General features: G+C 49.9%; 25 protein-coding genes. 5 read left to right on the top strand and 20 right to left on the bottom strand.

Annotated elements, in window-relative coordinates; genetic code table 11:
* A partial coding sequence (locus H141_RS21195) for a transposase (RefSeq protein WP_019677122.1) occupies positions 1-148 on the bottom strand: 148 nt, incomplete at its 3' end.
* A 110-nt stretch (positions 149-258) separates the two neighbouring features.
* On the opposite strand from H141_RS21195, the gene H141_RS20405 reads away from it, so the two are divergent.
* From H141_RS20405 to H141_RS0115095, 3 genes are read left to right on the top strand one after another with little or no spacing between them, the layout of a single operon-like run.
* Complete coding sequence (locus H141_RS20405; RefSeq protein ID WP_019677121.1) at positions 259-1,023, top strand: cryptochrome/photolyase family protein; 765 nt, start codon at positions 259-261, stop codon at positions 1,021-1,023.
* Positions 1,020-2,414, top strand: coding sequence for a DASH family cryptochrome (locus H141_RS0115100; RefSeq protein WP_019677120.1), 1,395 nt, complete (start codon positions 1,020-1,022; stop codon positions 2,412-2,414). The genes H141_RS20405 and H141_RS0115100 overlap by 4 nt, the downstream gene beginning before the upstream one ends.
* Before the next feature lie 6 nt (positions 2,415-2,420).
* Positions 2,421-3,932 carry an FAD-binding domain-containing protein gene (locus H141_RS0115095; protein WP_019677119.1) on the top strand — a complete coding sequence of 504 codons (1,512 nt, stop codon included), beginning with the start codon at positions 2,421-2,423 and terminating at the stop codon, positions 3,930-3,932.
* A gap of 17 nt (positions 3,933-3,949) precedes the next feature.
* On the opposite strand, the gene glnB is transcribed toward H141_RS0115095, so the two are convergent.
* Positions 3,950-4,288 (bottom strand): nitrogen regulatory protein P-II, encoded by a 339-nt coding sequence (gene glnB / locus H141_RS0115090; protein ID WP_019677118.1) that lies wholly within the window; start codon positions 4,286-4,288, stop codon positions 3,950-3,952.
* Between the two features lie 145 nt (positions 4,289-4,433).
* Here glnB and nadE point away from each other — a divergent pair, with 145 nt between their 5' ends.
* Both nadE and H141_RS0115080 read left to right on the top strand, forming a co-directional pair.
* The gene (gene nadE, locus H141_RS0115085; RefSeq protein ID WP_019677117.1) at positions 4,434-5,258 is read left to right on the top strand and encodes an ammonia-dependent NAD(+) synthetase; all 825 of its coding nucleotides are present in this window, start codon (positions 4,434-4,436) and stop codon (positions 5,256-5,258) included.
* Between the two features lie 167 nt (positions 5,259-5,425).
* Entirely contained in the window at positions 5,426-5,935 is a 510-nt protein-coding gene (locus H141_RS0115080; protein WP_019677116.1) for a GspH/FimT family pseudopilin, read from the top strand.
* Here H141_RS0115080 and H141_RS0115075 read toward each other — a convergent pair.
* From H141_RS0115075 to ribF, 18 genes are all read right to left on the bottom strand, one after another.
* Positions 5,932-6,342: a type IV pilin protein gene (locus H141_RS0115075; RefSeq protein WP_019677115.1), complete on the bottom strand. Its 411-nt coding sequence runs from the start codon at positions 6,340-6,342 to the stop codon at positions 5,932-5,934. The genes H141_RS0115080 and H141_RS0115075 overlap by 4 nt on opposite strands.
* The gene (locus H141_RS0115070; protein ID WP_019677114.1) at positions 6,342-7,523 is read right to left on the bottom strand and encodes a hypothetical protein; all 1,182 of its coding nucleotides are present in this window, start codon (positions 7,521-7,523) and stop codon (positions 6,342-6,344) included. The genes H141_RS0115075 and H141_RS0115070 overlap by 1 nt, the downstream gene beginning before the upstream one ends.
* Positions 7,513-7,896, bottom strand: a complete 384-nt coding sequence (locus tag H141_RS0115065; protein WP_019677113.1) for a hypothetical protein — start codon at positions 7,894-7,896, stop codon at positions 7,513-7,515. Before H141_RS0115065 ends, H141_RS0115070 begins: the two co-directional genes overlap by 11 nt.
* 37 nt (positions 7,897-7,933) lie before the next feature.
* A complete protein-coding gene (locus H141_RS0115060) occupies positions 7,934-8,884 on the bottom strand; it encodes a PilW family protein (protein WP_019677112.1) in 951 nt (316 codons plus the stop codon).
* A gap of 2 nt (positions 8,885-8,886) precedes the next feature.
* Positions 8,887-9,390, bottom strand: a complete 504-nt coding sequence (locus tag H141_RS0115055) for a prepilin-type N-terminal cleavage/methylation domain-containing protein (RefSeq protein WP_019677111.1) — start codon at positions 9,388-9,390, stop codon at positions 8,887-8,889.
* A 77-nt stretch (positions 9,391-9,467) separates the two neighbouring features.
* Positions 9,468-9,890 (bottom strand): type IV pilin protein, encoded by a 423-nt coding sequence (locus H141_RS0115050; protein WP_019677110.1) that lies wholly within the window; start codon positions 9,888-9,890, stop codon positions 9,468-9,470.
* Positions 9,890-13,045 (bottom strand): pilus assembly protein, encoded by a 3,156-nt coding sequence (locus H141_RS0115045; RefSeq protein ID WP_019677109.1) that lies wholly within the window; start codon positions 13,043-13,045, stop codon positions 9,890-9,892. The genes H141_RS0115050 and H141_RS0115045 overlap by 1 nt, the downstream gene beginning before the upstream one ends.
* 19 nt (positions 13,046-13,064) lie before the next feature.
* Positions 13,065-13,577: a pilus assembly PilX family protein gene (locus H141_RS0115040; RefSeq protein WP_019677108.1), complete on the bottom strand. Its 513-nt coding sequence runs from the start codon at positions 13,575-13,577 to the stop codon at positions 13,065-13,067.
* A 9-nt stretch (positions 13,578-13,586) separates the two neighbouring features.
* Positions 13,587-14,504 (bottom strand): PilW family protein, encoded by a 918-nt coding sequence (locus tag H141_RS0115035; protein ID WP_019677107.1) that lies wholly within the window; start codon positions 14,502-14,504, stop codon positions 13,587-13,589.
* The gene (gene pilV, locus H141_RS20985; protein ID WP_019677106.1) at positions 14,501-14,911 is read right to left on the bottom strand and encodes a type IV pilus modification protein PilV; all 411 of its coding nucleotides are present in this window, start codon (positions 14,909-14,911) and stop codon (positions 14,501-14,503) included. Before pilV ends, H141_RS0115035 begins: the two co-directional genes overlap by 4 nt.
* Positions 14,912-14,921: 10 nt before the next feature.
* Complete coding sequence (locus H141_RS20395; protein WP_019677105.1) at positions 14,922-15,524, bottom strand: GspH/FimT family pseudopilin; 603 nt, start codon at positions 15,522-15,524, stop codon at positions 14,922-14,924.
* A 145-nt stretch (positions 15,525-15,669) separates the two neighbouring features.
* Positions 15,670-16,392 carry a LytR/AlgR family response regulator transcription factor gene (locus H141_RS0115020; RefSeq protein WP_019677104.1) on the bottom strand — a complete coding sequence of 241 codons (723 nt, stop codon included), beginning with the start codon at positions 16,390-16,392 and terminating at the stop codon, positions 15,670-15,672.
* Positions 16,389-17,438 carry a sensor histidine kinase gene (locus H141_RS0115015; protein WP_019677103.1) on the bottom strand — a complete coding sequence of 350 codons (1,050 nt, stop codon included), beginning with the start codon at positions 17,436-17,438 and terminating at the stop codon, positions 16,389-16,391. The genes H141_RS0115020 and H141_RS0115015 overlap by 4 nt, the downstream gene beginning before the upstream one ends.
* A gap of 19 nt (positions 17,439-17,457) precedes the next feature.
* Complete coding sequence (gene ispH / locus H141_RS0115010) at positions 17,458-18,387, bottom strand: 4-hydroxy-3-methylbut-2-enyl diphosphate reductase (protein WP_019677102.1); 930 nt, start codon at positions 18,385-18,387, stop codon at positions 17,458-17,460.
* A gap of 4 nt (positions 18,388-18,391) precedes the next feature.
* The gene (gene fkpB, locus H141_RS0115005) at positions 18,392-18,826 is read right to left on the bottom strand and encodes an FKBP-type peptidyl-prolyl cis-trans isomerase (protein WP_019677101.1); all 435 of its coding nucleotides are present in this window, start codon (positions 18,824-18,826) and stop codon (positions 18,392-18,394) included.
* Positions 18,823-19,314: a signal peptidase II gene (lspA, locus tag H141_RS0115000; RefSeq protein WP_019677100.1), complete on the bottom strand. Its 492-nt coding sequence runs from the start codon at positions 19,312-19,314 to the stop codon at positions 18,823-18,825. Before lspA ends, fkpB begins: the two co-directional genes overlap by 4 nt.
* A complete protein-coding gene (gene ileS / locus H141_RS0114995) occupies positions 19,314-22,142 on the bottom strand; it encodes an isoleucine--tRNA ligase (RefSeq protein WP_019677099.1) in 2,829 nt (942 codons plus the stop codon). The genes lspA and ileS overlap by 1 nt, the downstream gene beginning before the upstream one ends.
* A 22-nt stretch (positions 22,143-22,164) precedes the next feature.
* On the bottom strand, positions 22,165-23,115 hold the full coding sequence (ribF, locus tag H141_RS0114990; RefSeq protein ID WP_019677098.1) for a bifunctional riboflavin kinase/FAD synthetase: 951 nt from the start codon (positions 23,113-23,115) through the stop codon (positions 22,165-22,167).
* Positions 23,116-23,135: the final 20 nt, after the last annotated feature.

Below are 23,135 nucleotides of genomic sequence, written 5' to 3'. Positions count from 1 at the left end.
ATCCTTGAGCTTTTAACTGATTACGCCAATTGTACAGCGTCTGCTCGCAAATGCCTTCCTCTCTTGCCAACTGCGCTACTGAGCGACTGACTGGCGGTAATAACTTCTTTAAGATCGCTTCTTTTCTTACTGGTGAATAAACAGCCATTTGAACCTGCTAACCACCCGCCGTCTGACTCTGACTATTGTGAAAAGAAGACCGGACAACTACTCTGACACGGCGGGCAGCTTGCCAAGTTTGGTGACTACCAGGATGCCATGGTGCTCGACCAGCCCTTTCTGTTTCACAGCATTTGTTCAATTTACCTTAATTGCGGTTTACTGGATGTGCGCTGGATGTGTCAGAAAGTAGAGGCAGCCTACCAGCAGGACAAGGTTGCTATTAACGCCGCTGAAGGCTTTATCCGTCAACTTATCGGCTGGCGCGAGTATGTAAGGGGCCTTTACTGGTTGCTGATGCCAGAATACAAAACCCGCAACTTTCTGAATGCCAAACGGCCATTACCAGACTATTACTGGCATGGCGACACTAAAATGCGTTGTATGCAACAAGCAATCAGCCACACTATGACGCATGCCTACTCGCATCATATCCAGCGCCTGATGGTAACCGGTAACTTCGCCTTGTTAGCCGGCCTTGATGTCACTGAAGTGACCGACTGGTATCTGGCGGTATATGCTGATGCCTATGAATGGGTAGAATTACCCAATACCCTGGGGATGGCCTTATTTGCGGATGACGGTGTGTTAGCGTCTAAGCCCTATGCTGCCAGCGGTGCCTATATTAACCGGATGAGCAACTACTGCCAGCACTGTCATTACAAGGTAAAAGACAGCACCGGCAATGATGCCTGCCCTTTTAATGTGTTGTACTGGGACTTTTTAGCCCGCAACGAAGCAAAGCTGGGCAGTAATGCCAGAATGCAGCTTGCCTATAAAAACTGGCATAACAAAGAAGCGGAGCAACAACAGGCATTACGCGCCAAAGCATCGGAATATCTGCTCAAGCTGGAGCAATTATGACCAGCCTGGTGTTACTGGATCAGGCTTTACGTCTGCACGACAATCCCTTGCTCTGGCACACTGCTAGCGCTAATGACAGCAGCAATACACCGCGGTTAGTTGCAGTCGTTTGTCTGAATAAAGCTGCTTTTTTTGGTCAGCAATATGGGCTGGCACGTGCCAGCTTATTCAGGCTGCAACAACACCTGCAGCTTATCGCCGACACAAAACGGGCGCTGGCTGGTCTGAATATAGGTCTGGTTACTTTGTTTGGCGAACCCGCAGCAGAAATAAGCAATTTAGCGAAGATGTTGCAAGCCAATCTGATTGTCGCAGCCACCCCCACCGGCTATCACGAACAGCAAACCCTTGTTAAACTTCGCCAGCATTGCCCTGTGTCTACTCTCGATATTAACAGCCTGCTGGGTAGTGCGCAGTTAGCGCCTGAGCTAAACCGGCTGCCTGACAGCTTCAGTGCTTTTCGCAAACAACGTGAACCCTTACTGCAGGTAGCCCCGGCCCTGGCAACGTATCAACCACAACCCGGCCAGAACTGGTTTACACCTAAAGAGAGCGCTGAATTTTGTGAAAACTTCAGCCAGTTAGCCGCCTTTAGTCAACCGTCACGGCAACCCGGTAGCAGCGAGCAGCTGGCATTACAGCGGCTGGATGATTATATCTGGCAGCAACAGGCAATCAGCTATTATAAAACCAGCCGCAACAGTTTAAGCGGCGACTACTATGCCAGTAAGTTTTCGGCGCCACTAGCCACTGGTTGCCTGTCGGTGCGCTATTGCTGGCAGCAAATTCTTGATTTCGAGCAACAACGGCTGGCCAATGACTCTACCTACTGGCTGAAATTCGAACTGTTGTGGCGGGAGTTTTTCCGCTGGCAATTCCGGAAATATGGTAAGGCCTGGTTTAGTAAAAATGCCATTAAAGGCCAGTTGGATTTTAGCAGGCCCGATTTAAGCTCTTGCCAACAGCACGCATTCAATAACTGGTGCGCCGGGAACAGTGGCGTACCCTTTATTGATGCCAATATGCGACTGCTGAATGCTACCGGCCTGATGAGCAACCGCGGCCGCCAGAATGTTGCCAGCTTTCTTATTCACGACCTGGGAGTTGACTGGCGCCTCGGTGCTGCCTATTTTGAGCAGCGGCTGCTCGATTATGACGTCGCCAGTAATTGGGGCAACTGGGCTTACATTGCCGGCAGCGGTAACAGCGGAGAACGCCAGTTTAACGTCATTAAACAAGCCCTGAGCTATGATGCCAACGGTGACTTTGTTCGAGCAATGCTGCCAGAGCTGAATGCGCCAGGCAATTTAATTCACCAGCCCGCGCCCGGTATTAAGATACCAGAACATTGGCAAAGCTGGCTGGCAAAACTTACCGCTCATAAGCTGTAGTCCTGAATGGTAAGCCTGGTGTGGTTTAAACGTGATTTGCGGCTGCATGATCACCAACCTTTATGGCATGCGGCTAAACAAGGTCCGGTTTTGCCGCTATACATTATTGAACCCGACTATTGGCAACAACCTGATGTGTCGCTGCGCCACTGGCAATATATTGGTCCGGCGCTGCAGCAACTTAACCAGCAGCTTACTGCTTTGGGCCAGCCGTTGCTGGTGGTGAAAGGTGCCGCTACTGCGGTATTACGCCAACTGTGCCGGCAATACTCGGTTACTGGTGTGTTCAGCCATGAAGAGACCGGCAATTTGTGGACCTATCAGCGCGACCTGGCCGTTGGCAGGTTGATGCAAAGCATGCAGATCCCCTGGCAACAATATCGCCAGTTCGCAGTATTTCGTAAATTAGCTAACCGGGATAACTGGTTTGAGTTGGCGGACAACTGGCTTAAATCACCACTGTGTCCAACCCCGACATCATTGCCCTGGCTGACCGCAGTACCAGATGATTTAGCTGCTTTGGCACCGCAGCGCCAAAGTGACCTGCCGCCAATAATCAAGCTGCAACAGCCTTCGCAAGCAATGGCAACCTTCATCGACTTTATTAATGAGCGCAGCCGCAACTACCGGCAACATATTTCATTACCCGCTAAAGCGAGTAGCAGCTGCTCCAGGTTAAGCCCATATATCAGTTACGGCCAGCTGAGTTTACGCCAGTTACAACAACAAAGTTTGCTGGCGACCAAGCAGCAGAGCAATTCCTGGCAGCAACAAGGGTTACAGGCCTTTTTCAGCCGCTTACGCTGGCATTGTCACTTTATACAGAAACTGGAGGATGAGCCGGCAATTGAGTTTTTTAACATGCACCGTGGTTTTGATGGCATGCGCGAAACGGACTTTAATCCGGCACTTTTTGATGCGTGGCGCACAGGCTATACAGGTTTTCCATTAATTGATGCCGCCATGCGTTGCCTGCTGGCCACCGGCTGGCTGCATTTTCGTGGCAGAGCAATGCTAGTGGCATTTGCAACTTACCACTTATGGCTGCATTGGCGGCCGGTAGCGCTGCATCTGGCGCAATGCTTTGTTGACTACGAACCGGGTATTCATTATCCGCAAATTCAAATGCAAGCCGGCACGACGGGTATCAACCCTAACCGGATGTACAATCCGTTAAAGCAAAGTCAGCTTAAAGATCCTGATGGCCAGTTTATCCGCCAATGGCTGCCTGAGCTGCGGCAACTGCCAAACAGCTGGCTGCACAGCCCCTGGCTGATGCCAGTGTCGCTGCAACAGCAATATGGCTGTGTGCTGGGCCGCGATTACCCGGCGCCAATTGTTGACTTACAACACGCCCGGCAGCAAGCCAGAGCTAAACTCAGCAATTGGTTACAGAGCCAGCATAAAACTAACTGGCAACAACAAAAAAATGCGGTAGTTGCCCGCCATGCCAGCCGGAAGCGGCCAGCAGCGCGAAAAGCAACAAAAAGCCGGGATCAGCTTAGTTTCGACTGGTAAAATTGGCGTTCTCTGGATTAAATGGCATCTTCATCTTCTTCGCCAGTCCGGATCCTGATAACCCGTTCTACCTCAAACACGAAAATTTTACCATCACCTATTCTGCCAGTTTGGGCGGTTTTCATAATGGCTTCGACACATCGCTCAACCAACTCATCCCCTACCACAATTTCCAACTTTACCTTAGGCAGAAAATCGACCATGTATTCAGCACCACGATACAATTCGGTATGACCTTTTTGCCGGCCAAAGCCTTTTACCTCAGTCACTGTCATGCCAGTTATGCTGATATCGGCCAGCGCCTCGCGTACATCATCCAGTTTAAAAGGCTTAATAATGGCTTCAATTTTTTTCATCACGGTTTCCAAAGCTTAGGGCCAGAAGATAGCGCCAGTATAATACAAGCGCTGGCCAGCATCAGCTTTTTAGCAGCAATTAGTTGATCCTATTTCATTCAGATACGTTAAGATATTGGCCACTTTTAACTGAGGGCTGAGCAGAATGCAGGCAGAACACATTATTGCCCAAATGCGGGTGTTACCGGAAATTGATACCGGCGTTGAGATCAGCCGCCGGGTGAGTTTTATTAAAAAACGTTTACGAAGCGCCGGGTTGACGTCCCTGGTGCTCGGGATAAGTGGCGGGGTTGATTCAACCACCTGTGGCCGGCTGGCCCAGTTAGCTGTGGACGAATTAAACACAGAACACGGTGGTGGCTATCAGTTTATAGCGGTGCGCCTGCCCTACGGTACGCAGCGTGATGAGGACGAGGCTCAGCTTGCCATCAGCTTTATCAAACCAAGCAGGGCAGTTAGTGTCAATATTAAGGCTGCTGCAGATGCATTACATCACAGTACGCTGACGGCAATTGCCGGGCAAAGTGATATCAATGACGCTAAGGCCGATTTTGCCAAAGGTAATGTCAAAGCCCGTTGCCGGATGATGGCGCAATACCACATTGCCGCACTTAACAATGGGTTAGTGCTCGGTACAGATCACTCGGCCGAAAACATTACCGGTTTTTACACAAAGTGGGGTGATGGTGCCTGTGACTTAGCCCCCCTGTTTGGTTTAAGTAAGCGCCAGGTACGCGCTATTGCGGAAAAACTTGGCGCACCACCACTGCTGGTTGGAAAAACGCCAACTGCCGACTTAGAGTGCATGAGCCCGCAAAAAGCCGATGAAGCAGCGCTGGGATTAAGTTATGAGCAAATTGATGATTTTCTGGAAGGAAAACCGGTAGCGCCTGAGGTAGCTGAGCGCTTAATCAGTATATATCTGAAAACCCAACATAAACGCGAACCCATCCCTACTATTTACGACTAGCCTATCTACGACTAGCCAACCCAGGACTAGCCAACCTTCGGCGAGCAGCCAGATCATCACGCCAGCAAATGCTGGCGGCAAACCTTTAATCACACCTTTTTAAATACAAAAAATAAATAACTTTGCTACACTTTTAATTACTATTTTAAGTTGCAAGGAGTGCATTTATGAAGCCCTGGCTGCCCCAGAAAGGCCTTACCTTACTCGAACTGATGCTTGGCCTGGCTATTATGGCTATTCTGCTGCAAATAGCGTTACCGGCAATGGCTGAGCTGATTAATAAGCAGCGGGCTAAAAGCTATATGCAACAGTTCAGCCGCCACCTCGGCTATGCCAGGATCCAGGCGGCAAACAGCCAGCAGCCGGTAAGGGTGTGTCCGCTGTCCGGGACTGAATGCCAGAGCGACTGGCAACGATATCCGCTAGTGCTCAGTTTAATTAATCCACATAACGACACGGAATTTGTATTGCGGCAGATACCGCCTGTTTTTCGCCAGCACCAGTTAAAATACAACCGCAGCCAATTACAGTTTCGCCGTGATGGCAGTTTAAATGCACTGGAAAATGGCACCTTTTTATATTGTCCCCAATCATCATTTAACTGGTATTACAAACTGGTGCTAAACCAGGCGGGCCGCAACCGGCTAACCTTTCATTCCGATCCCTGCCCCGGTTAATCCCAGCAGAATAACGAAGATGGCCGACTGCTGTTGCGCTGACCTGTATGGTCCAGCGTAAAAACCAGACAATCCCGATCGGCCGTTTGCGGCCCTTGTGCTAATGCGATAAGTTCAAAGCTGCTGCTATCGCTCAGGATCACCTGTAACCTGTAGCGACCACTACTGGAAATGCCATCTGCCGCCCCCCCCAGCAACACAAGATTGTCGGTATAATGGCCATAATCTGCTAACTGGCGCTCCTGCAAATTTGCAGCAGTCAGTAACAGCCGGCTGGCCTCTGCACGATGCGTTTTTAACACATATTGCTGGTAAGCAGGCAAAGCGATAGCACTGAGGATGCCAACTATCGCCACTACCACCATTAGCTCAATTATGGTAAAGCCTTTCCAGGTAGCAGTGAACATTAATGAGCTCCTGTTTCCTGGCGATAGGTTGCTAATTTCAACCAACGCGGAAATTGATCCAGCTGCAGCAGCTCTGAACAGTCCGGACAGGCTGGCGAAATCATCTTTAAATCAGCCAATACCAGCTGCTGCCCGTCAACACTGTCTAACACCAGCGCGGCGCTACCATCTGCCTGTTGTTGCAATTTTAACCGGCCCTCACCGTTTAGCAGCCGGAAACGCCGCTGGTTATAAACCAGGCCGGCACTGTGCAAATGCAGCGCCACCAGACTGTGTTCAGCACTCTGCTCAGCACATACAAGGGCATTAAAATCGCTGGTCGCTACAGCGCTGTAAATTACCCCTGCAACCACTTTGGGAGGCTGGGTAAGCTGGCCGGCTAACTGCACCCACCAGCCGCTACTGCCGACTATTGCCGACCACAGCTCATCGCTCAGGCCATCCACTCGCTCTGTCTCTGTTACTTCAGTACGGTCAAACAGTGCGTCAAACTGAATTAGCTCTGGTTCAATTGAATACGCCTGCAACCTTACGGCAATGATTGCATCTTCGCCATTACTGATATTTCTGGCGACCAGCAACAACAATTTGTGGCGGGACGCCACACCAGCGGCGCGCAAAGGTAATGGCAAACTGACATCTACGATGCCCGCGCTGGCGATAAAGCGCCATTCGCTATGAGTTAAGTCTGCCAGCAATACTGTCAGGCCAAAGCCGCTTGCTGCAACTTCGGTTAACCAAACCCGGCCGGTTAGGTCGGTACTGATAAGCTGGTCGACCACGCCGTCATAGTCACTATCCAGCGGCTGCGGGCTGGCAAAAAAAGGACTAGCCATACCCATACCGTCTGGCAGTGGCCAGGCATTTAGTGCAGCCAAGGGTACAGTGCTATCGGCCGGATACAATGCCAGTTGGCCATTGCCATCCAACTCATTATGATGCAAAAAGCGTTGTAACGGCCCCGACGAACTGCTGTGGCCGTTAAACTCCAGCGCATGGGGTTCTGCTGGCTGGCGCCAGCACTCAGGTGTTGCTGCCAGTACGCTGAAACAAAAAACAGCAGCTGCCAGCATGCTCAGCAACACAATAGCCAACAATAGACCGAACTTCGCTATCTGACTAAGCTGCGCTGCTGTTTTGTTATCTGTTCCGGAATGATTTTTTAATCGGTTACTCTGCATCAAGTACCTCCCCCGCGACAAGTTTCTGGCGCAGTAACATGCTGTTGTAACTGGTGGCATACCGGCTATCATCAGATAGCAAACTTGTTGCCAGCGTTAACAAATCACATTGAATAAGTGAATCAGACCAGACTGCATAACTGGCCGGGCAGCGGCTGATGATGGTTAGATCAGCCTCACTACTGGCACTGGTAGCATCGCTTAGCGAACTCAGATGCAGCGCCAGAGCCCGCTGTTCAAACAGCAGCTGCCGCTGAGCAGCTTGTGCTGATTTAATACTCATTTGGCTGATAAATAAATTTGCACTGACAATTAACAGCATTACCAGCAGAAAGATTAAAGCGCTAACCAGCGCTACACCGCTCTGTCGCATACAACCTCCCTGTATTAGTTGCCCTTCGCCGCTATGGCTAGTTTGTGGCGTTAGAAAAATACACGCTGCCAGCCAGCAGTAAACGCCGGTAATGATCGTCCGCAGCCTCAAACCGGGCTGCTCCCATCTGATAGACTTGCTGGTTGACATAACGAGGATCCGGTAAGGTGCTGCGCACCAGGATATAAAAGCGGATACTGACAATATGGCCAAGTTGCTGTTGCCAATGCTCACTGCTCATCGCTGTGGTTGGCAGCATATAATTTAGGCGGCCATCCAGATTAGCATCGATGCCAAATTCAAAATGCAGCCTTTCAACACCATCAATTACTGAATCTGTTGCTATCCGGGCAGCGCCGCTGGCTGAGCGCACCAGTCTTTTGCGCATTAGCACGGGTACAGTTTGCTCATCAATTCGCTGGTTCTGAATATAAAAAACTAAATGCTGATAAGGGTAAAACAAACTGTCAGCCTCAAGATTTGCGCTGTCACGACTGATAAAGCGGCTTTGCTGCCAATGTGGTGCAATATAAAAACGATTGGGACGCAGTTCATCCCGGCCAACTGCCAGGCCAATGGCTCGTTTAAGTTGCAGTATTTCACTGTCTGGTGCCAATGATGTCAGGCAATTTAACTGGCGCCCGGGGGCCGCAACCCGGGCATATAAGCTGGCAAACCTCTCGCCACTAACCGGAAAACTGCCAGTGTCAATTTCATCTTCTACGCAGTCAGGTGCTGGCGCCGCGATATCAACAACCGCAGCTGTAATATCATTCAGGCTGACGCCGCCCCAGAATCCACTGTTTTGTAATTCGTTGTGTAACAAATTGAGGGCCAACTGGCCATTTTGCTGGAGCTGAGCTAATTGTTGACTTTGCCGGGTAGATGCAGCGAGGCTGGCAAAAATCTGGACCGTAAACCCCAGCAACAGCAAGCCCAATAGCATGGCAATTAATAGTTCTACCAGTGAAAAGCCGCGACTAGCCATAATTAACGGATCCGCGCTGTCAATGCCAGGGCAGAGCGCCCCGGGCCGGCTTCACAATTTACTAGCGCGGCATTGTCAGCATGGGCACGCTGTTGCCAGCTGACTTGTAACTGCAGGCTGTTATCAGCAAACTGCAAACAAAATTGGGGGGCAAACAAGGGGGCTGTCGCACCCGTCTCCAAACTGGGCTGCCACAATTGTTGCCAGCGCCCCAACTGATAATCGCGAAGTTCGGCGTCCGTGCAAAGAATATCTGCAGAGCAGGTTGGCAGCGCAGCCGGGCTGGCAGAAGTAAGTTCCAGGGAAAAAGCGGGATGATCGGAAATAGTGGCGCTAAGTTCCTGCACCAGGGCAGCGCTGAGCGCGACGGCTGTGGCTCTCTGAGTGGCATCGATAACATACTGTAAAGCCAGAGTTTGCCCGGCTAACACGCCCAGCAAACCCAACTTCAATATCAGTAAAGTGATTAAAACTTCCAGCAGACTAAAACCGTGTTGTAACCGCATATCCCTATGCCATAGTTAATTTACTTAACTATAAAGTTACAACAATATTTCAAAAGATCAAATTTTAAGCTTTAAATTTACCAGCACGCTGCAACAGCTGCGGCCACACTGGCGTCATCTACTAACTTAGTCCCCGCCTGGTTAATACCAAGCGATTGACAATCTGTATCATTTGCCTGTGGGCCTCTGGCCGTTGCCGTAACGGTATACGTCCGCTGCGCCTGGACACTGGTGTAAGCATATCGGTTGGCCGACTCTGTCATACATTGCAGGTTTGGCAAGGCAAAACCGACCGAGTCGTATCGCATGTTCTGGGTATAATTACGCTCCATAAATTGTGATAACTCCAGCAGGCAACTGGTTGCTGCTGCTCTATGGCTGCGTAAAACATGATTCTGATATGATGGGTAGGCAACCGCAGCAAGAATGCCAACAATTGCCACCACAATCATTATCTCTATCAGGGTCATACCTTTCTGGTTAGTGCTGTAAGCTGTCATTAGTTAATCATCTCCCGCCATGATAAACGACCGCGCCGTATCTGCACGTTGACCGGTTCTCGATTGAGACCGACATTGGAATCACCGAAAATTAATGTAGAACGATCTCCATCGGTAAACAATACTGGCTCGCTTGGCATCCCATCGAATTTAACTCCACTCGCAGCATCACCACTAGACAATGCATCTGAATCTTTAAATTCATCGTCCCGTGACAAGTCAAAGAAATGATAATTTAAACGGGAACCTTTAAAGGGGTCTACCGCCATTATCCAGCCATCGCCTTGTGGATTACACAAATCGGTGTCAGGAATAATAGTGTTCATTACTAAAGTTCCACCTACAATTCTGGGTTTTGAGGTTATCCGCTCCCGGGTATCGACTAAGTCCATTACCCAGCCGCGTTTACCATCCATATCATTGCCGGCAACATAGGGCAGACTGCGGGCACTTCGATTCTCACCAGTATCAGGGTTCACATAGTCTACATTGGTCATAGTGCGGGACACTAACTGGCCGCGACCCGATATAGTTGCACCATCTTTAATACCATACCAGCTCTGGCTATCAGCATTCACACTGTCACCGGTTTCTATAAACTTACCGGTACCAAAGAATATCCATAATTCGGCCGTTTCCGGGTGGCTTTCCAGCGTTACCCCACCGGTAATTGGCTGGCGCTTAAGCGCTGTATCCCGCGCAACAAATAATGGAGTGCCGCTATTTGCTACTTGCCAGCCCCCGGTAGAAGATGCGCTAAGATCAAATTTCCAGACATTGCCGTTAATATCACCGGCAAAGAACCAATCGGTATTACCATTTTTATTCTGATCCCATCCCTCTACCTGAGCCAGACCATAAGAATCAGTGGAGGAAGTTTCAAGTTTCACAATCTCCATATCTGCACCTTTTTCCAGGTCTATAACCAACAAACCTGACTTTCCGGCGCTATTGTTATAACCATAGCCGGTAACGACTGACCAGCGGCCGTTATTTAAACGGGTGATTACTGGTTTGTGTGGCATGATACCCAGCTCAGGCAATTTAATATCCCATAGCACTTTTATGGCCGTCGGATCAGTAACATCCAGGGCAAACATCCAGTCACCGCCCCGCCCCAGGGTACTAACCATTACAGTACGCCAGCTGCCACCAATATAGACATCAGCCACAGTGGGTGAACCATCAGTATAGAACCTGTGCTCATAATCCAGGCTGGCAAAATCAACCAGCCTTGCTTCGGGCTTCAGCATTGCCTGTGGTATATATGCAAAGGTTTCAATACCTGCGGTGGCAGATGAAGCATCGGCATCAAACGCATGAAACATACCGTCATTTGCACCGACGAAAACCTGCGGAGCCCGGGTTTTGGTCGACGCTAAATATGTCTGATAGCTTGATGCCTCACCCCAGCTGCTGTAACGCTGATAATTCCGATTCTGTGACTCACCAATATACACAGGTGACGAATGCGCGATATCGCCAAGCAAGGACGATCTTTCCCGGAATATGCCAGTCGGGTTTGTGCCAGACTTTTCTTTTGATTTGTTGCCACGCAAGTAATTAACAGTATCTTCGTTATTTAGTGCTGATTTTTCATCAGTGGAGAGATTGGACCAACTGAATGCAAAACTACTAGGATTGGCGCCCGCACCGCGACTGGTCAGAATTTTCCGGTCTGCCCATGCAGGGAAGTTAGCGGACCACTGCACGCTTAATGTTTCAACATCCCGACTAACCAAATCACCACTCCAGGTTGAGGTATTGAAAGAGGCCTGGAACACACTTTTATCTTCCTGCAACGAGGTAGTCGTTGCAGCAAGGTTGGATGCAGAGGCAACCCGGTCAACGATATTACGCAGGGTATTGGTTAATTCATTATTAAATGTTTCGGGATCTTTCGCACTGAAAAAACCGCCGCGGCTATTGACACCAGCGTGTAATAAATCATCAATTTTTTTGGGGTTAGTATCGGGCGTTGGCCAGCGACTATCATTAATGGGCCACTTTTTGGCATCTTCAACATTTGTTATAGAACCATCAACGCCAAGACCAACTCCATATGTCACCATATGTTGCCAGTCAGCCGGATCCAAGGTACCACTGGGCACATTATTCTCTAAGTCTAGCCGTAAATCCGTTTTCCAGTAATGATGGGCGATATCCGCCAGGGTATCACTTCTGCCATCACCATCTGAATCGCTGAAACCCCGGCTCTGATTAGTGTAAAAACCGTCAGTCATTAACACTGTGAAATTTTGCCGGCATGATACCAGACCACTACTGGTATTTTCAGGCTCTGCCCGATATGGTTCATTCGTTTTAAAATAATCCCCGGCAGCTTGCAAAGTAGATTTTAACGGAGTACCAGAGGTCGTGTCAGGCCTGCCATAAAGCCAATTATAAAACTGATTTTTACCTGCACCTTCAAATGCTCTTACACCACGCTCTACTTCAGGGTTGCGGTTTAACCTGCCATAGCCAACCCGCATAGTCTCGGGTAACGTCTGGAATGCCCTACCGATACCCGCTTTTGAAGACATAAGGCGGCTTCGATAGTAAGAATACCAGTTGGCAAAATTCTGGATGGTCTCACTGTCCTGATCAGCAACAATATAGCGCCTGTAGCAACTGTTATTATTCCGATCTGTACAGAGCGTCGTATCGAATAAATAATAATCCGCAGCGCCCGCGCTACCACAAAATGCATCACTTCCACCATCCTGATACTGCCAGGTTGCCCTGAAACTGGTTTGCAGATTGACAGTTGAGGAACTGCTGTTATAGCCATTGAATTTAGCCGCTGTAAATGTCGCATCCGGGTAAGATGCACCGTTTGCTTCCAGAGGTGGTAAATAAGTTAAGTCAGGATTAAAGTACGATTCATTGTAATCTGGAGATCTCCCCCGCGCTCTGTTCGTCACGCTGGTATCATTCCTGCATACGCCACTGACACTATCAGGCATATACGACCACGCCATTGAACCGGAATCATCCAGCATAAACAGGATATTTGGCGGTACATCACTGCCCGTTTGTAATGGCACCTGAGGAATAGAAAGCGTTGTCGCTGCATGGGCAGTCGATGCCCCAAACAGCACACCAAAGCTTAACATCAGCCAGTTCTTCATAGGCACTCTGTTATTGTTGCTCATTTTAAATATCCTCATAACCTTACAAACGCCAGATGGTTTGCATTAACACTTCCGGAGTGCCGGGTGTCACAATATTCCTGGCCGTTACCCGAAAAGTCGGCGATAAACAATCACTGTCGATGGTCGTGTTACTCGCGCAATCAGGCCTGACTGGTGAAGGCCACTCGCCAAGATACTCAATAAAGTACTGGGCTGAACTGGCCATATCTGCATTTATAACGGGCGCAGCACGCCATTCTGTTAACGGGTCCAGCCAACGGTCAACGTCGACTAATACCGGTACATCGTAAAACCAGCCATTTGCTGGAATCTGTAATCTTGGATCAGGCACTTGCGCAGCAATCCAGTTTTCAGCAGAACGCAACGCAGCTTCAACTTGTTGCACCGCCAGTTGTCGTTCATATAAATTCGCCGTCATTCGCTCCTGCATAACTGAACGCTGCATACTGGCCACTGACACCAGCGTTATCACCAGCAGCAATAACAAGGCAACAACCAGTACAGCACCATTTTGACGATAATAGTGTTTCATTTTATTACCTCATAACCTGTTGCGCACAGCAGCAAAAAATTCAATGGTCCGCATTTCTATCGGCAGGTCGGCGTTGGTAAAGGCATTCGGATCCATAACCAATGAAACCTGTACACCGGTGACATTTCCCATAGCTACTGCTGGTGAAAAAGCAGCAGGGCCAAAGGGTTGATTGCCATCCTGATAGGCCAGGGTCAAACTTGCCACCCCAAACAAAACTTCCTCTCGTACCATATTGCCTCCGATAATAATTTCCCGATATAAGGAATTAATTGCCGGATCGTCAGCACTGGCAGCCACCAGCCACAACGCAGACTCTAAGCGCATTAACATGGCTCCCCCTAGAAAGACGCGCGGCCGGGGAGCAGCGCAAACAAGCGGAGACTGATACCCCAAATCTTCAGAACAATTGAGTGGAGCAGCAGCGGCATGGCTGACAACATTTGGTGCTGTGGCTGCTACCTGGAAAATTGCCGCCAGTGTGTCATCACATAACATGGCAATTTCGCCAGCCTGAAGAGGAGACGCTTCATTAAGATTTAACAGTGGCGGCACATGGCTGCTAACAGACGCCGTAGCGCCGGCTCCATACATTAAGCGTATAGACTCACTCACACCGTTAGTACCGGCAGCGAAGCCTTCTAAACCGCCCTGCCATTGCGACCAGGCAGGTGCACCACCAATCACACTGACAACCCGTACTGAATTGTTACACCCCGCGAAACCAGCACTGCGGATATCCTGTGACATTAGCTGAAACGCTAAGCGGGCACTGCTTTGCAAAGAGGCCAGTTCGTTATTTACCCGGTTAGTGGTCTGATTAGACAAAAACACCCCGATAACGCCGCCCAGAAGCACCAACCCCAGAACCAAAGCAATCATTAACTCTACCAGTGTAAAGCCCTGACTCGCTCTGCACTGCCTCATGGCCTTACCTCCATCACTACCACAGAATTAGCATTCATTCGTTGATCAGACCAGTCCATTGTTACGGTATAAACGCCATCTGCCCATTCAACTAACGCGCACTCAGACGTCGCCTGTTTGACATCTTGCTGCCAGTCCGCAGTAACTGGAATACCACCAACACCGTCACAGGTTGTCATTGCAAACGCGCCGGTTCTTGCTACCGGTCCTGTGGTACGCATTACTTCAAATAATGTCTCAGTGAGTATGACCGCCATCGCCCGCTCATGGGCGGTGTTAGTGCTTCTGAGACTTACCGACTGCAAGCCAACAACCCCCAAAATACCAATTGCCAAAACCAAAACGGCTATCAGTACTTCAAGTAAACTCGTACCTTGCTGTTTGCTATAACCACTGAGTCTATTCATTTTAATATTCCTAAGGCGCTGGACAGCCAGCATTTTGCTCACTTATAACCGCTATCTGGCCACCTGAACGGATTCTGACATTGCGACTATTCGGATTGATTGAAGACGTTGGATGACAGACCCTTAATGTTGCCTGCAGCGGCAGGCGGTTGCCTGTTCTCAGTAAACCCTGTGGTGTAATTCTGATCTGGTCTTCAGCGTCTGCCAGAGATTCACTAGCCAGAATAACCAACTGTGGTGACTCCAGAGTTCCTTCCCGCAACACAGAATCTGGTTCAATACCTGATGGGTTTGCTGCAAGACCTACTACCCAACCTTGCCAGCCGGCCTCTGGCGCAGCGCTGCAACTATTGCCATCTGCTGAGTGACAGAATGTTACCGTAGCATTAGTTTTAACAGCCTCGGTTTTGGCATATTCAATAGCAGCGAGCAGCAGGTTTGCCTGAGCATTTAAGCGGTTACCATTCACAAGATTAGCAAAGCTCGGTACTGCTACTGTCAGGACAATGGCTAAAACTGCAACCGTCACCATCAACTCGATTAGGGTAAAACCACACTGTCGGCAGGCGGGCGGGCGCGGGTTTTGCCTAAGATCTGCAACCACTAAAGCCATGGCATTTCCTATTTTAGTTTGTTTAAAGTAAATACTTTATTTCTAGTGTCACCCTAGCAAAAGATAATGTCTATGCCTATGCCAGGACGGACTAAAGGTTTATTCAGCCGATAAACGGCAAATCTGCTTAAGCAGCAAACTGGATTTAACTCAGGCTAAGCTTTAATGCCTGCTTTACCTGACTGAGCGCTCTGCGACTTACTTCCAGCCGGTTATCCAGCCCTGTCAGTTCAATATAATGTTTGCCATCCGGCGCAGCGCGCAGTGCACTAAAATAATCTCTGTTGATTAGTGTACTGCGATGAATTCGCACCAGTTGCTGCGGATAACGTTGCTGCAACTGACTTAAGGTTTGCTCCAGCAATGCCTCGCCCTCAGCAAATACCATCCGAACGTACTTACTGTCAGCACTGAAATACAGCACTTTACTCAGATTAATTTGCCGTGTCGCTGAACCTAGCTGATAGCTGATTAGCTCCTCTTTTGCCGGGGTACGTTCCAGATGGGCCCTGGTGCGATTACCAAGCCGGGCCAGCGCGGCACTTAACCGCTCAGCTGAAACCGGCTTCAGAATATAATCAGCCGGACAAACCTGATAGGCATCCAGAGCGTGTTGCGGATGAGCGGTGACAAAAATTATCGCCGGTGGCAGTGGCTCTCTGGCCAGCTCTGCCGCCAGTTGCAAACCGTCACCGCCGGGCATTGCGATGTCTAATAGCAATACATCGGGCTGCAATTGCTTACACAGCTGCAACGCCTGCTGGCTGTTCTGTGCCTCACCGACACAGCTAAAACCGGTGATAGCCTCCAGCAAGCGTTTTAACCGGGCGCGGGCCAGTGGCTCGTCGTCGACGATCAGAACTTTCATCCGTTGCCGCCAGGCTGGTTTTTAGGTAACACCAGTTTAACCCGAAACTTACCATCGACAATACTGCGGTTTAAACTGGCACTGTCGCCGAAATAAAGCTGCAAACGCTGCCGTATATTTTTCAGTGCCACGCCATTACTGCGACTTTTATCCAGCGCAGGGGCAAACGGGTTACTGATCAGAATGGTCACCGACTGACTGCTGTTGATCATCTCAATATCAATACTACCGCCATACTGACAACTTTCGATACCATGACGCACTGCATTTTCCAGCAGAGGTTGAATAGTCAGCGCCGGCACCTGCAATTTGGGTAGACTGACAGGCAGTTGCCAGTTTTGTTTCATCCGGTCGCCAAGTCGCCACTGCTCTAACGATAAATACTGCCGGGCCAGCGTCAATTCCTCCGTCAGACTGATTTGCTCACCGGCATGCATTGCGGCCCGGAATAAATCGGCCAGATTAAGTAATGCCTGCTCGGCTGCCTGGCTGTCTTGATGAGTTAACTCAGCAGCGGTGTTTAAGCTGTTGAATAAAAAATGAGGCTGGATCCGCGCCTGCAAAGCGCCTAGTTCAGCCCGGCTCTGAGCAGCCAACTGCTGGTTGCGCTCTGCATGCATCAGCCCCAGCTGAATTGCCATTAAGCCGACCACCAACGCTATCATCAGATTCGCCAGAATAAAATGCAGGAAACTTTGGGAAAGCAGTAAGCCAACATCGTGCAGCCATAACCAAGCCAGACCGCTGACCAGGGCGGTGATAAAGAAAAGCAGTAAAAGGCAGCATGCCGCTATTGTTAAGGGTCTTTGCCGGGCCAGCAACGGTCGCAGTTTGCAATAACCGTAACCTGACACCAGCGCTATCCAGTGCACAAACAAACTGATCAGCCCCAGGCGCTGCCAGGGGCTTTCCAGGGTGCCTGGCGCAAAAGCCAGCAAAATCGCCACGGCCTGCGCCAAAACCAGCACTCTGAGTACCATCCGGCCATGACACAGATCAGGTAACGGAAATACAGGGTAAGGTGTTGCATTTGCTGCTTTAGTCACCTTAGCTCCTGTATGCTTGCTAGCGCAGCTCTGCCGGGATGGCGAACACGACATTTTCCGGCCGGCCCGGGTTTTCACTGACCGTATGACCGCCCCACATTTGCAGCTGCGCCACGACTTGCTGCACCAATACCTCTGGCGCTGATGCGCCTGCGGTCACACCTACAGCTTTTATATTCTCTAACCAGCTTTGTTGAATATCATTTGCTGTATCAATTAAATAGGCTACACAGCCCATTTTCTCGGCCAGCTCTCGTAAGCGATTTGAATTACTACTGTTTTTTGCTCCAACCACTAACAGTAAATCCGCTTTTGATGCTAAATCACGTACCGCATCCTGCCGGTTCTGGGTGGCGTAACAAATGTCATCTTTACGCGGCCCGTCAATATCCGGAAAACGGTTACGTAATGCTGTAATCACATCGGCAGTATCATCAACCGACAGCGTCGTCTGACTGGAATAGCACAGCTGAGCCGGGTTTTTCACCTGCAATCTGGCCACGTCTTCTACCGACTCAACCAGATAAATGCCCCCTGCCGGGTTGTCGTACTGGCCCATGGTGCCTTCCACTTCCGGATGACCAGCATGACCAATTAAAATACATTCAATCCCTTTGCGGCTGGCCCGGGTTACTTCCATATGTACCTTAGTCACTAAAGGACAAGTGGCATCGAATACCTTTAAGCCACGCTGCCTGGCGTTTTCCCGCACGGCCTGCGACACGCCATGCGCACTGAAAATGACAATATTGCCATCGGGAACTTCATCAAGCTCATCAACAAACACTGCACCGCTGCGGCGCAAGCCATCCACCACAAACTTGTTATGCACGACCTCGTGCCGCACATAAATAGGATGTTCGTATAATTCCAGTGCCCGCTCAACAATACTGATAGCCCGGTCGACCCCGGCACAAAAACCACGCGGATTGGCTAACAAAATATCCATCTGTTTAGCTCACTTTTACTATTTCAACATTAAAGGTCAGGGTTTGCCCGGCCAGCGGATGGTTAAAATCGACCGTTACCGAATCGCCCACCACCTCACGCACCAACCCAGGCAGTTCCGAGCCATCAGGCATAGCGAAACCAATAATACTGCCTACCTTTGCCGGGGCATCATTAGAGAACTTACTACGATCTATATAGTAGATGTTATCAGGGTTTGGCATGCCATAGGCATCCAGCGGTTCCAGGGTAAAGGTTTTTTTAGCGCCTTCTGCCATTCCCAATAAATTCGCTTCAAACGCTGGCGAGATACTAGTATCACCCATTTGTAGTTTAGCTGGTTTATTGCGTACCCGGGTACTTTCGGCGGCACTGCCATCGGTTAAGGTAATGTCAAAATGAAATAACACAGTACTGTTTGCGCCAATTTGCTGCGTCATGCTTTGCCCTCTGCATTACTGCTAAAACTATCCCAGATTAATAATACTGCACCAATAAAAATCACTGAATCTGCCAGGTTAAATACCGGATAACTCCAACTTTTATAAAATACATGCAGCATATCAATAACATAACCGTAAATTACCCGATCAATTAAATTGCCAATGGCGCCCGCCAATACCAGCGACAGCGCCAGGCTCAGCTTCAGCTGCGCCCGCCCTACCCGGCTGAGCCAGATAGCAATCACAATGCTTATTACAATCGCTATAGCGGTAAAAAACCAGCGTTGCCAGCCACCGGCATCACTTAAGAATGAAAAAGCCGCGCCTCTGTTGTAAACATGTGCCAGTTCAAATACCGGTAGTAATGGAATACTGCCCTGATAAGGAATAGCATGTAATACCCACTGTTTTGAGGCCTGATCCAGCACAATAAATAACAGGATCAGCCACCACCAGCGCCAGCCAGTCTCTTTTAGTAACCGCATCAGGCAAACTTCCTTTGCTCGCCGCTACCGGCGACATTACTGACACAACGTAAACAGATCCCAGGATGCGCAGGATCGGCACCTACATCATGCCGGTGATGCCAGCAACGCTCGCATTTAGCAGCAGCAGACGCTGTTACCAACACTTTTAAACCGGCAAGATCAGTGGCAACTGCTTGCTCTGGTGCCGCATCGCTGCTGACCTCGGCAGTTGAGGTAATTAAAGCAAAGCGTAATTCATCACCCAGCTTGCTTAATGCCGCCGCTAATTCAGGGCCAGCATACAAGGTTACTTCAGCCTGCAGGGAAGCACCAATCCGGTCCTCACGCCGCGCTGCTTCCAGCACTTTATTTACTTCATCCCTAACCAGCAGAACCTGCTGCCAGTAGCTATCATCAAACTGACCGGCCGGAACAGTAGCAAGTACGTCATACCAGACATCTGTAAATACATATTTACTGCGCTCGCCTGGCAAGGCCTGCCAGATTTCCTGCGCGGTAAAGCTCATAATTGGCGCCATCCAGCGCACCATCGCCTCGGCAATATGATACAAGGCAGTTTGACACGATTTACGGGCCAGGCCGGTCTGATGCGCGGTATACTGGCGGTCTTTAATCACATCCAGATAAAAACTACCCAGTTCAATGGTGCAGAAATTCATCAGCTTCTGACTCACCTGGTGGAACTGATAGTTATCATATGCTTCAACAATTTCCTGCTGCAATTTAGCAGCACGACTGACCATCCATAAATCCAGCTCAACCATTTGATTAAACGGCACCAAATCGGTCGCTGGGTTAAAGCCATTCAGGTTAGCCAGCAAGAAGCGCGCGGTATTGCGAATACGCCGGTACTTGTCGGCCGCCCGGTTCAGAATTTCATCTGACACTGTCATCTCAGAGGTGTAATCGGCTGTGGCTACCCATAACCGCAGAATATCTGCCCCTAACTTGTTCATTACGTCCTGCGGTGATACCACATTACCTAATGATTTAGACATCTTGCGACCTTCACCATCGACGGTAAAACCGTGCGTCAGTACCTGACGGTAAGGAGCATGCGCTTTACTGGCTACTCCGGTCATTAACGATGACATAAACCAGCCCCGGTGCTGATCTGAGCCTTCCAGATATAAATCGGCCTGCTTGGCATGATTAAATTCCGGGCGTTGATCAACCACAAAAGCATGGGTTACGCCCGAGTCAAACCAGACATCCAGCGTATCGCTTACTTTCACATATTGTTCGGCGTCGCCACCCAGCAGTTCGCCGGCCTCTAAATCAAACCAGGCCTGAATACCGCCCTGCTCAACTTTTTTAGCAACCTGCTCCAGTAAACTTTGAGTTTCCGGGTGCAAAGCGCCGGTATCTTTATCGACAAACAGCGCAATCGGCACGCCCCAGGTACGCTGGCGCGAAATACACCAGTCCGGGCGGCCCGCAACCATTTTCTCAATCCGCTGCTGACCCCAGTCCGGGATCCAGCGGGTATTGCTGATTTCGGCCAGTGATTTCTGGCGTAAGCCCTGCTTATCCATACTGATAAACCACTGTGGTGTCGCCCGGAAAATAATCGGCGTTTTATGGCGCCAGCAATGCGGATAGCTGTGTTTATAAGCCTTATGTACCAGCAAGGCGCCGGCTGCTTTTAATGCTTCCACTACACTGTCGTTGGCTTTAAATACATGCTGGCCGGCAAACAATGGCGTATCTGGCAAATACACACCATTAGCACCCACCGGGTTCGCCACTTCCAGACCGTATTGCTTGCCAACCACAAAGTCTTCCTGACCATGGCCAGGTGCAGTATGGACACAGCCGGTACCTGATTCAGTAGTAACATGCTCACCGAGGATAACCGGCACGCTGAAGTCATAAAGCGGGTGGCGCAGCTGGGCCAGTTCCAAGGCCTCACCTTTACAGAAGCCAAGGGCATGGTAATGCTCGATATTGGCTCTGGCCATCACATCGGTAACCAGATCGGTGGCGATGATTAAACGCTCAGGACCATTCGGCCCTTGCTCTACCTGCACCAGGCTGTAGTCTAACCTGGCATGCACCGCTACCGCCCGGTTGGCCGGAATGGTCCACGGCGTAGTGGTCCAGATCACCACCGATAGCGGGCCCTGGCCCCGATGCTGCTCAGGATGATCAAATTTATCTACCAGCTGCTCATCAACCAGCGCAAACCGCACGTCAATCGCGGGCGATACTTTGTCCTGGTACTCTACTTCAGCTTCAGCCAATGCTGAGCCGCAGTCGGTACACCAATGCACCGGCTTAAAGCCCTGTTGCAAGTGGCCGTTGTCGATAATCTTTCCCAGCACCCGGATAATGTTCGCTTCAGAGCTGAAATCCATGGTCCGGTATGGGTTATCCCAATCCCCCAACACCCCTAAGCGAATAAAGTCTGTTTTCTGCGCTTCAATCTGGCTCTGTGCATAATCACGGCAATGCTGGCGGAATTCTGCCACCGATAACTTCACCCCGGGCTTACCGTGCTTCTTCTCCACCACCAGCTCAATAGGCAGGCCATGACAATCCCAGCCCGGCACATAAGGCGCATCGAAATCTGACAGTGTTTTCGCCTTAACGATAATGTCTTTTAAAATTTTATTTACGGCATGACCAATATGAATGTTGCCGTTGGCATATGGAGGGCCATCATGCAAAATAAAACTTTGCTTACCTTTTTTGGCAGCACGGATCTGCTGATACAGGCCATCCGCTGTCCACTGCGCCAGCATTTGTGGCTCGCGCTGAGCCAGGTTGCCACGCATGGCAAAGGCTGTTTCAGGCAGGTTAAGGGTATGCTTATAATCGCTCATCCGTTTTATTCCGTTTTAAAAGTTAGCTAACGCTGCCGGCAGTTGTGGCCAGGCGACTAAAATACGTTTTGGCAGCATGCATATCTGCCGTAATTTGTTGTTGTAACGCGGCTAAATCAGCAAAGCGCTGTTCGCTTCGCAACTTATGGCGCAAGGTTACTGCTATCTGACTGCCATATAAATCGGCTTTAAAGTCAAAAAGATGTGCTTCAAGCTGCTCACGCTGGCCCTGCACAGTTGGCCGGTTACCAATATTCGCCACTCCCTGAAAGCAACCATATTTGGTCTCGGCGGTAATCGCGTACACCCCCCGTACCGGTAACTTGCGCCGGTACAACCAAACATTTGCCGTTGGAAACCCTAAATCCCGACCCAGCTTACGGCCGTGGCGCACCCGGCCGGTTAAACTAAATGGCCGCCCTAACATAGCCTCAGCAGCAATTAAATCGTCATGTTGCAGTGCCTGCCGGATCAAGGTGCTACTTACCCGCTGCTGGCCCAGTTTTAAACTGGAAGTGCTGGTTAAACCAAACTGATAGCGCTCAGCGGCCAGTGCCAGCATGGCAAAATCGCCGCCGCGATTACTACCAAACCTGAAATCATCACCGACGATCAATTGCCGGGCACCGAGTTGTTTAAGTAATAGCTGTTCGATAAACACCTCAGGCTGCATAGCAGCAAACCGCGGATTAAAGCCAACACAAATTAAACGATCAATTCCCAGCTGCGCCAACTGGGTATATTTTTCCCGAAAACGGCTTAAGCGGGCTGGGGCAGCACTGCCTGCAAATAACTCCAGTGGCTGCGGCTCAAACACCATAACGCAGGAAGGCAAATTCAACCGGGCAGCAATAGCCTGCACCTTTTGCAGTACAGCCTGATGCCCAAGATGGACACCATCAAAATTACCTATGGTCAACACGCAGCCATGATGCTGAGGTTGAATATTGTGTAAGCCGCGAATTAACTCCATGCCTGCCTTAAGGTTGCTGC

The organism is Arsukibacterium perlucidum DSM 18276 (assembly GCF_000382165.1).
GTDB classification, from domain to species: domain Bacteria; phylum Pseudomonadota; class Gammaproteobacteria; order Enterobacterales; family Alteromonadaceae; genus Alishewanella; species Alishewanella perlucidum.
This window is presented reverse-complemented; position numbering and strand designations above follow the sequence as displayed.

What these genes read in the sequence shown, in the direction of transcription:
- H141_RS0115045 (WP_019677109.1), bottom strand. Translation starts at nt 13,045, where the DNA reads ATGAGCAACAATAACAGAGTGCCTATGAAGAACTGGCTGATGTTAAGC.
- H141_RS0115020 (WP_019677104.1), bottom strand. Translation starts at nt 16,392, where the DNA reads ATGAAAGTTCTGATCGTCGACGACGAGCCACTGGCCCGCGCCCGGTTA.
- pilV (WP_019677106.1), bottom strand. Translation starts at nt 14,911, where the DNA reads ATGAATAGACTCAGTGGTTATAGCAAACAGCAAGGTACGAGTTTACTT.
- H141_RS0115070 (WP_019677114.1), bottom strand. Translation starts at nt 7,523, where the DNA reads ATGCAGAGTAACCGATTAAAAAATCATTCCGGAACAGATAACAAAACA.
- H141_RS0115075 (WP_019677115.1), bottom strand. Translation starts at nt 6,342, where the DNA reads ATGTTCACTGCTACCTGGAAAGGCTTTACCATAATTGAGCTAATGGTG.
- H141_RS20395 (WP_019677105.1), bottom strand. Translation starts at nt 15,524, where the DNA reads ATGGCTTTAGTGGTTGCAGATCTTAGGCAAAACCCGCGCCCGCCCGCC.
- H141_RS0115050 (WP_019677110.1), bottom strand. Translation starts at nt 9,890, where the DNA reads ATGACAGCTTACAGCACTAACCAGAAAGGTATGACCCTGATAGAGATA.
- glnB (WP_019677118.1), bottom strand. Translation starts at nt 4,288, where the DNA reads ATGAAAAAAATTGAAGCCATTATTAAGCCTTTTAAACTGGATGATGTA.
- ileS (WP_019677099.1), bottom strand. Translation starts at nt 22,142, where the DNA reads ATGAGCGATTATAAGCATACCCTTAACCTGCCTGAAACAGCCTTTGCC.
- H141_RS0115065 (WP_019677113.1), bottom strand. Translation starts at nt 7,896, where the DNA reads ATGCGACAGAGCGGTGTAGCGCTGGTTAGCGCTTTAATCTTTCTGCTG.
- ribF (WP_019677098.1), bottom strand. Translation starts at nt 23,115, where the DNA reads ATGGAGTTAATTCGCGGCTTACACAATATTCAACCTCAGCATCATGGC.
- H141_RS0115080 (WP_019677116.1), top strand. Translation starts at nt 5,426, where the DNA reads ATGAAGCCCTGGCTGCCCCAGAAAGGCCTTACCTTACTCGAACTGATG.
- H141_RS20405 (WP_019677121.1), top strand. Translation starts at nt 259, where the DNA reads ATGGTGCTCGACCAGCCCTTTCTGTTTCACAGCATTTGTTCAATTTAC.
- lspA (WP_019677100.1), bottom strand. Translation starts at nt 19,314, where the DNA reads ATGCGGTTACTAAAAGAGACTGGCTGGCGCTGGTGGTGGCTGATCCTG.
- H141_RS0115095 (WP_019677119.1), top strand. Translation starts at nt 2,421, where the DNA reads ATGGTAAGCCTGGTGTGGTTTAAACGTGATTTGCGGCTGCATGATCAC.
- H141_RS0115040 (WP_019677108.1), bottom strand. Translation starts at nt 13,577, where the DNA reads ATGAAACACTATTATCGTCAAAATGGTGCTGTACTGGTTGTTGCCTTG.
- fkpB (WP_019677101.1), bottom strand. Translation starts at nt 18,826, where the DNA reads ATGACGCAGCAAATTGGCGCAAACAGTACTGTGTTATTTCATTTTGAC.
- nadE (WP_019677117.1), top strand. Translation starts at nt 4,434, where the DNA reads ATGCAGGCAGAACACATTATTGCCCAAATGCGGGTGTTACCGGAAATT.
- H141_RS0115100 (WP_019677120.1), top strand. Translation starts at nt 1,020, where the DNA reads ATGACCAGCCTGGTGTTACTGGATCAGGCTTTACGTCTGCACGACAAT.
- H141_RS0115055 (WP_019677111.1), bottom strand. Translation starts at nt 9,390, where the DNA reads ATGCGGTTACAACACGGTTTTAGTCTGCTGGAAGTTTTAATCACTTTA.
- H141_RS0115035 (WP_019677107.1), bottom strand. Translation starts at nt 14,504, where the DNA reads ATGAGGCAGTGCAGAGCGAGTCAGGGCTTTACACTGGTAGAGTTAATG.
- H141_RS0115060 (WP_019677112.1), bottom strand. Translation starts at nt 8,884, where the DNA reads ATGGCTAGTCGCGGCTTTTCACTGGTAGAACTATTAATTGCCATGCTA.
- ispH (WP_019677102.1), bottom strand. Translation starts at nt 18,387, where the DNA reads ATGGATATTTTGTTAGCCAATCCGCGTGGTTTTTGTGCCGGGGTCGAC.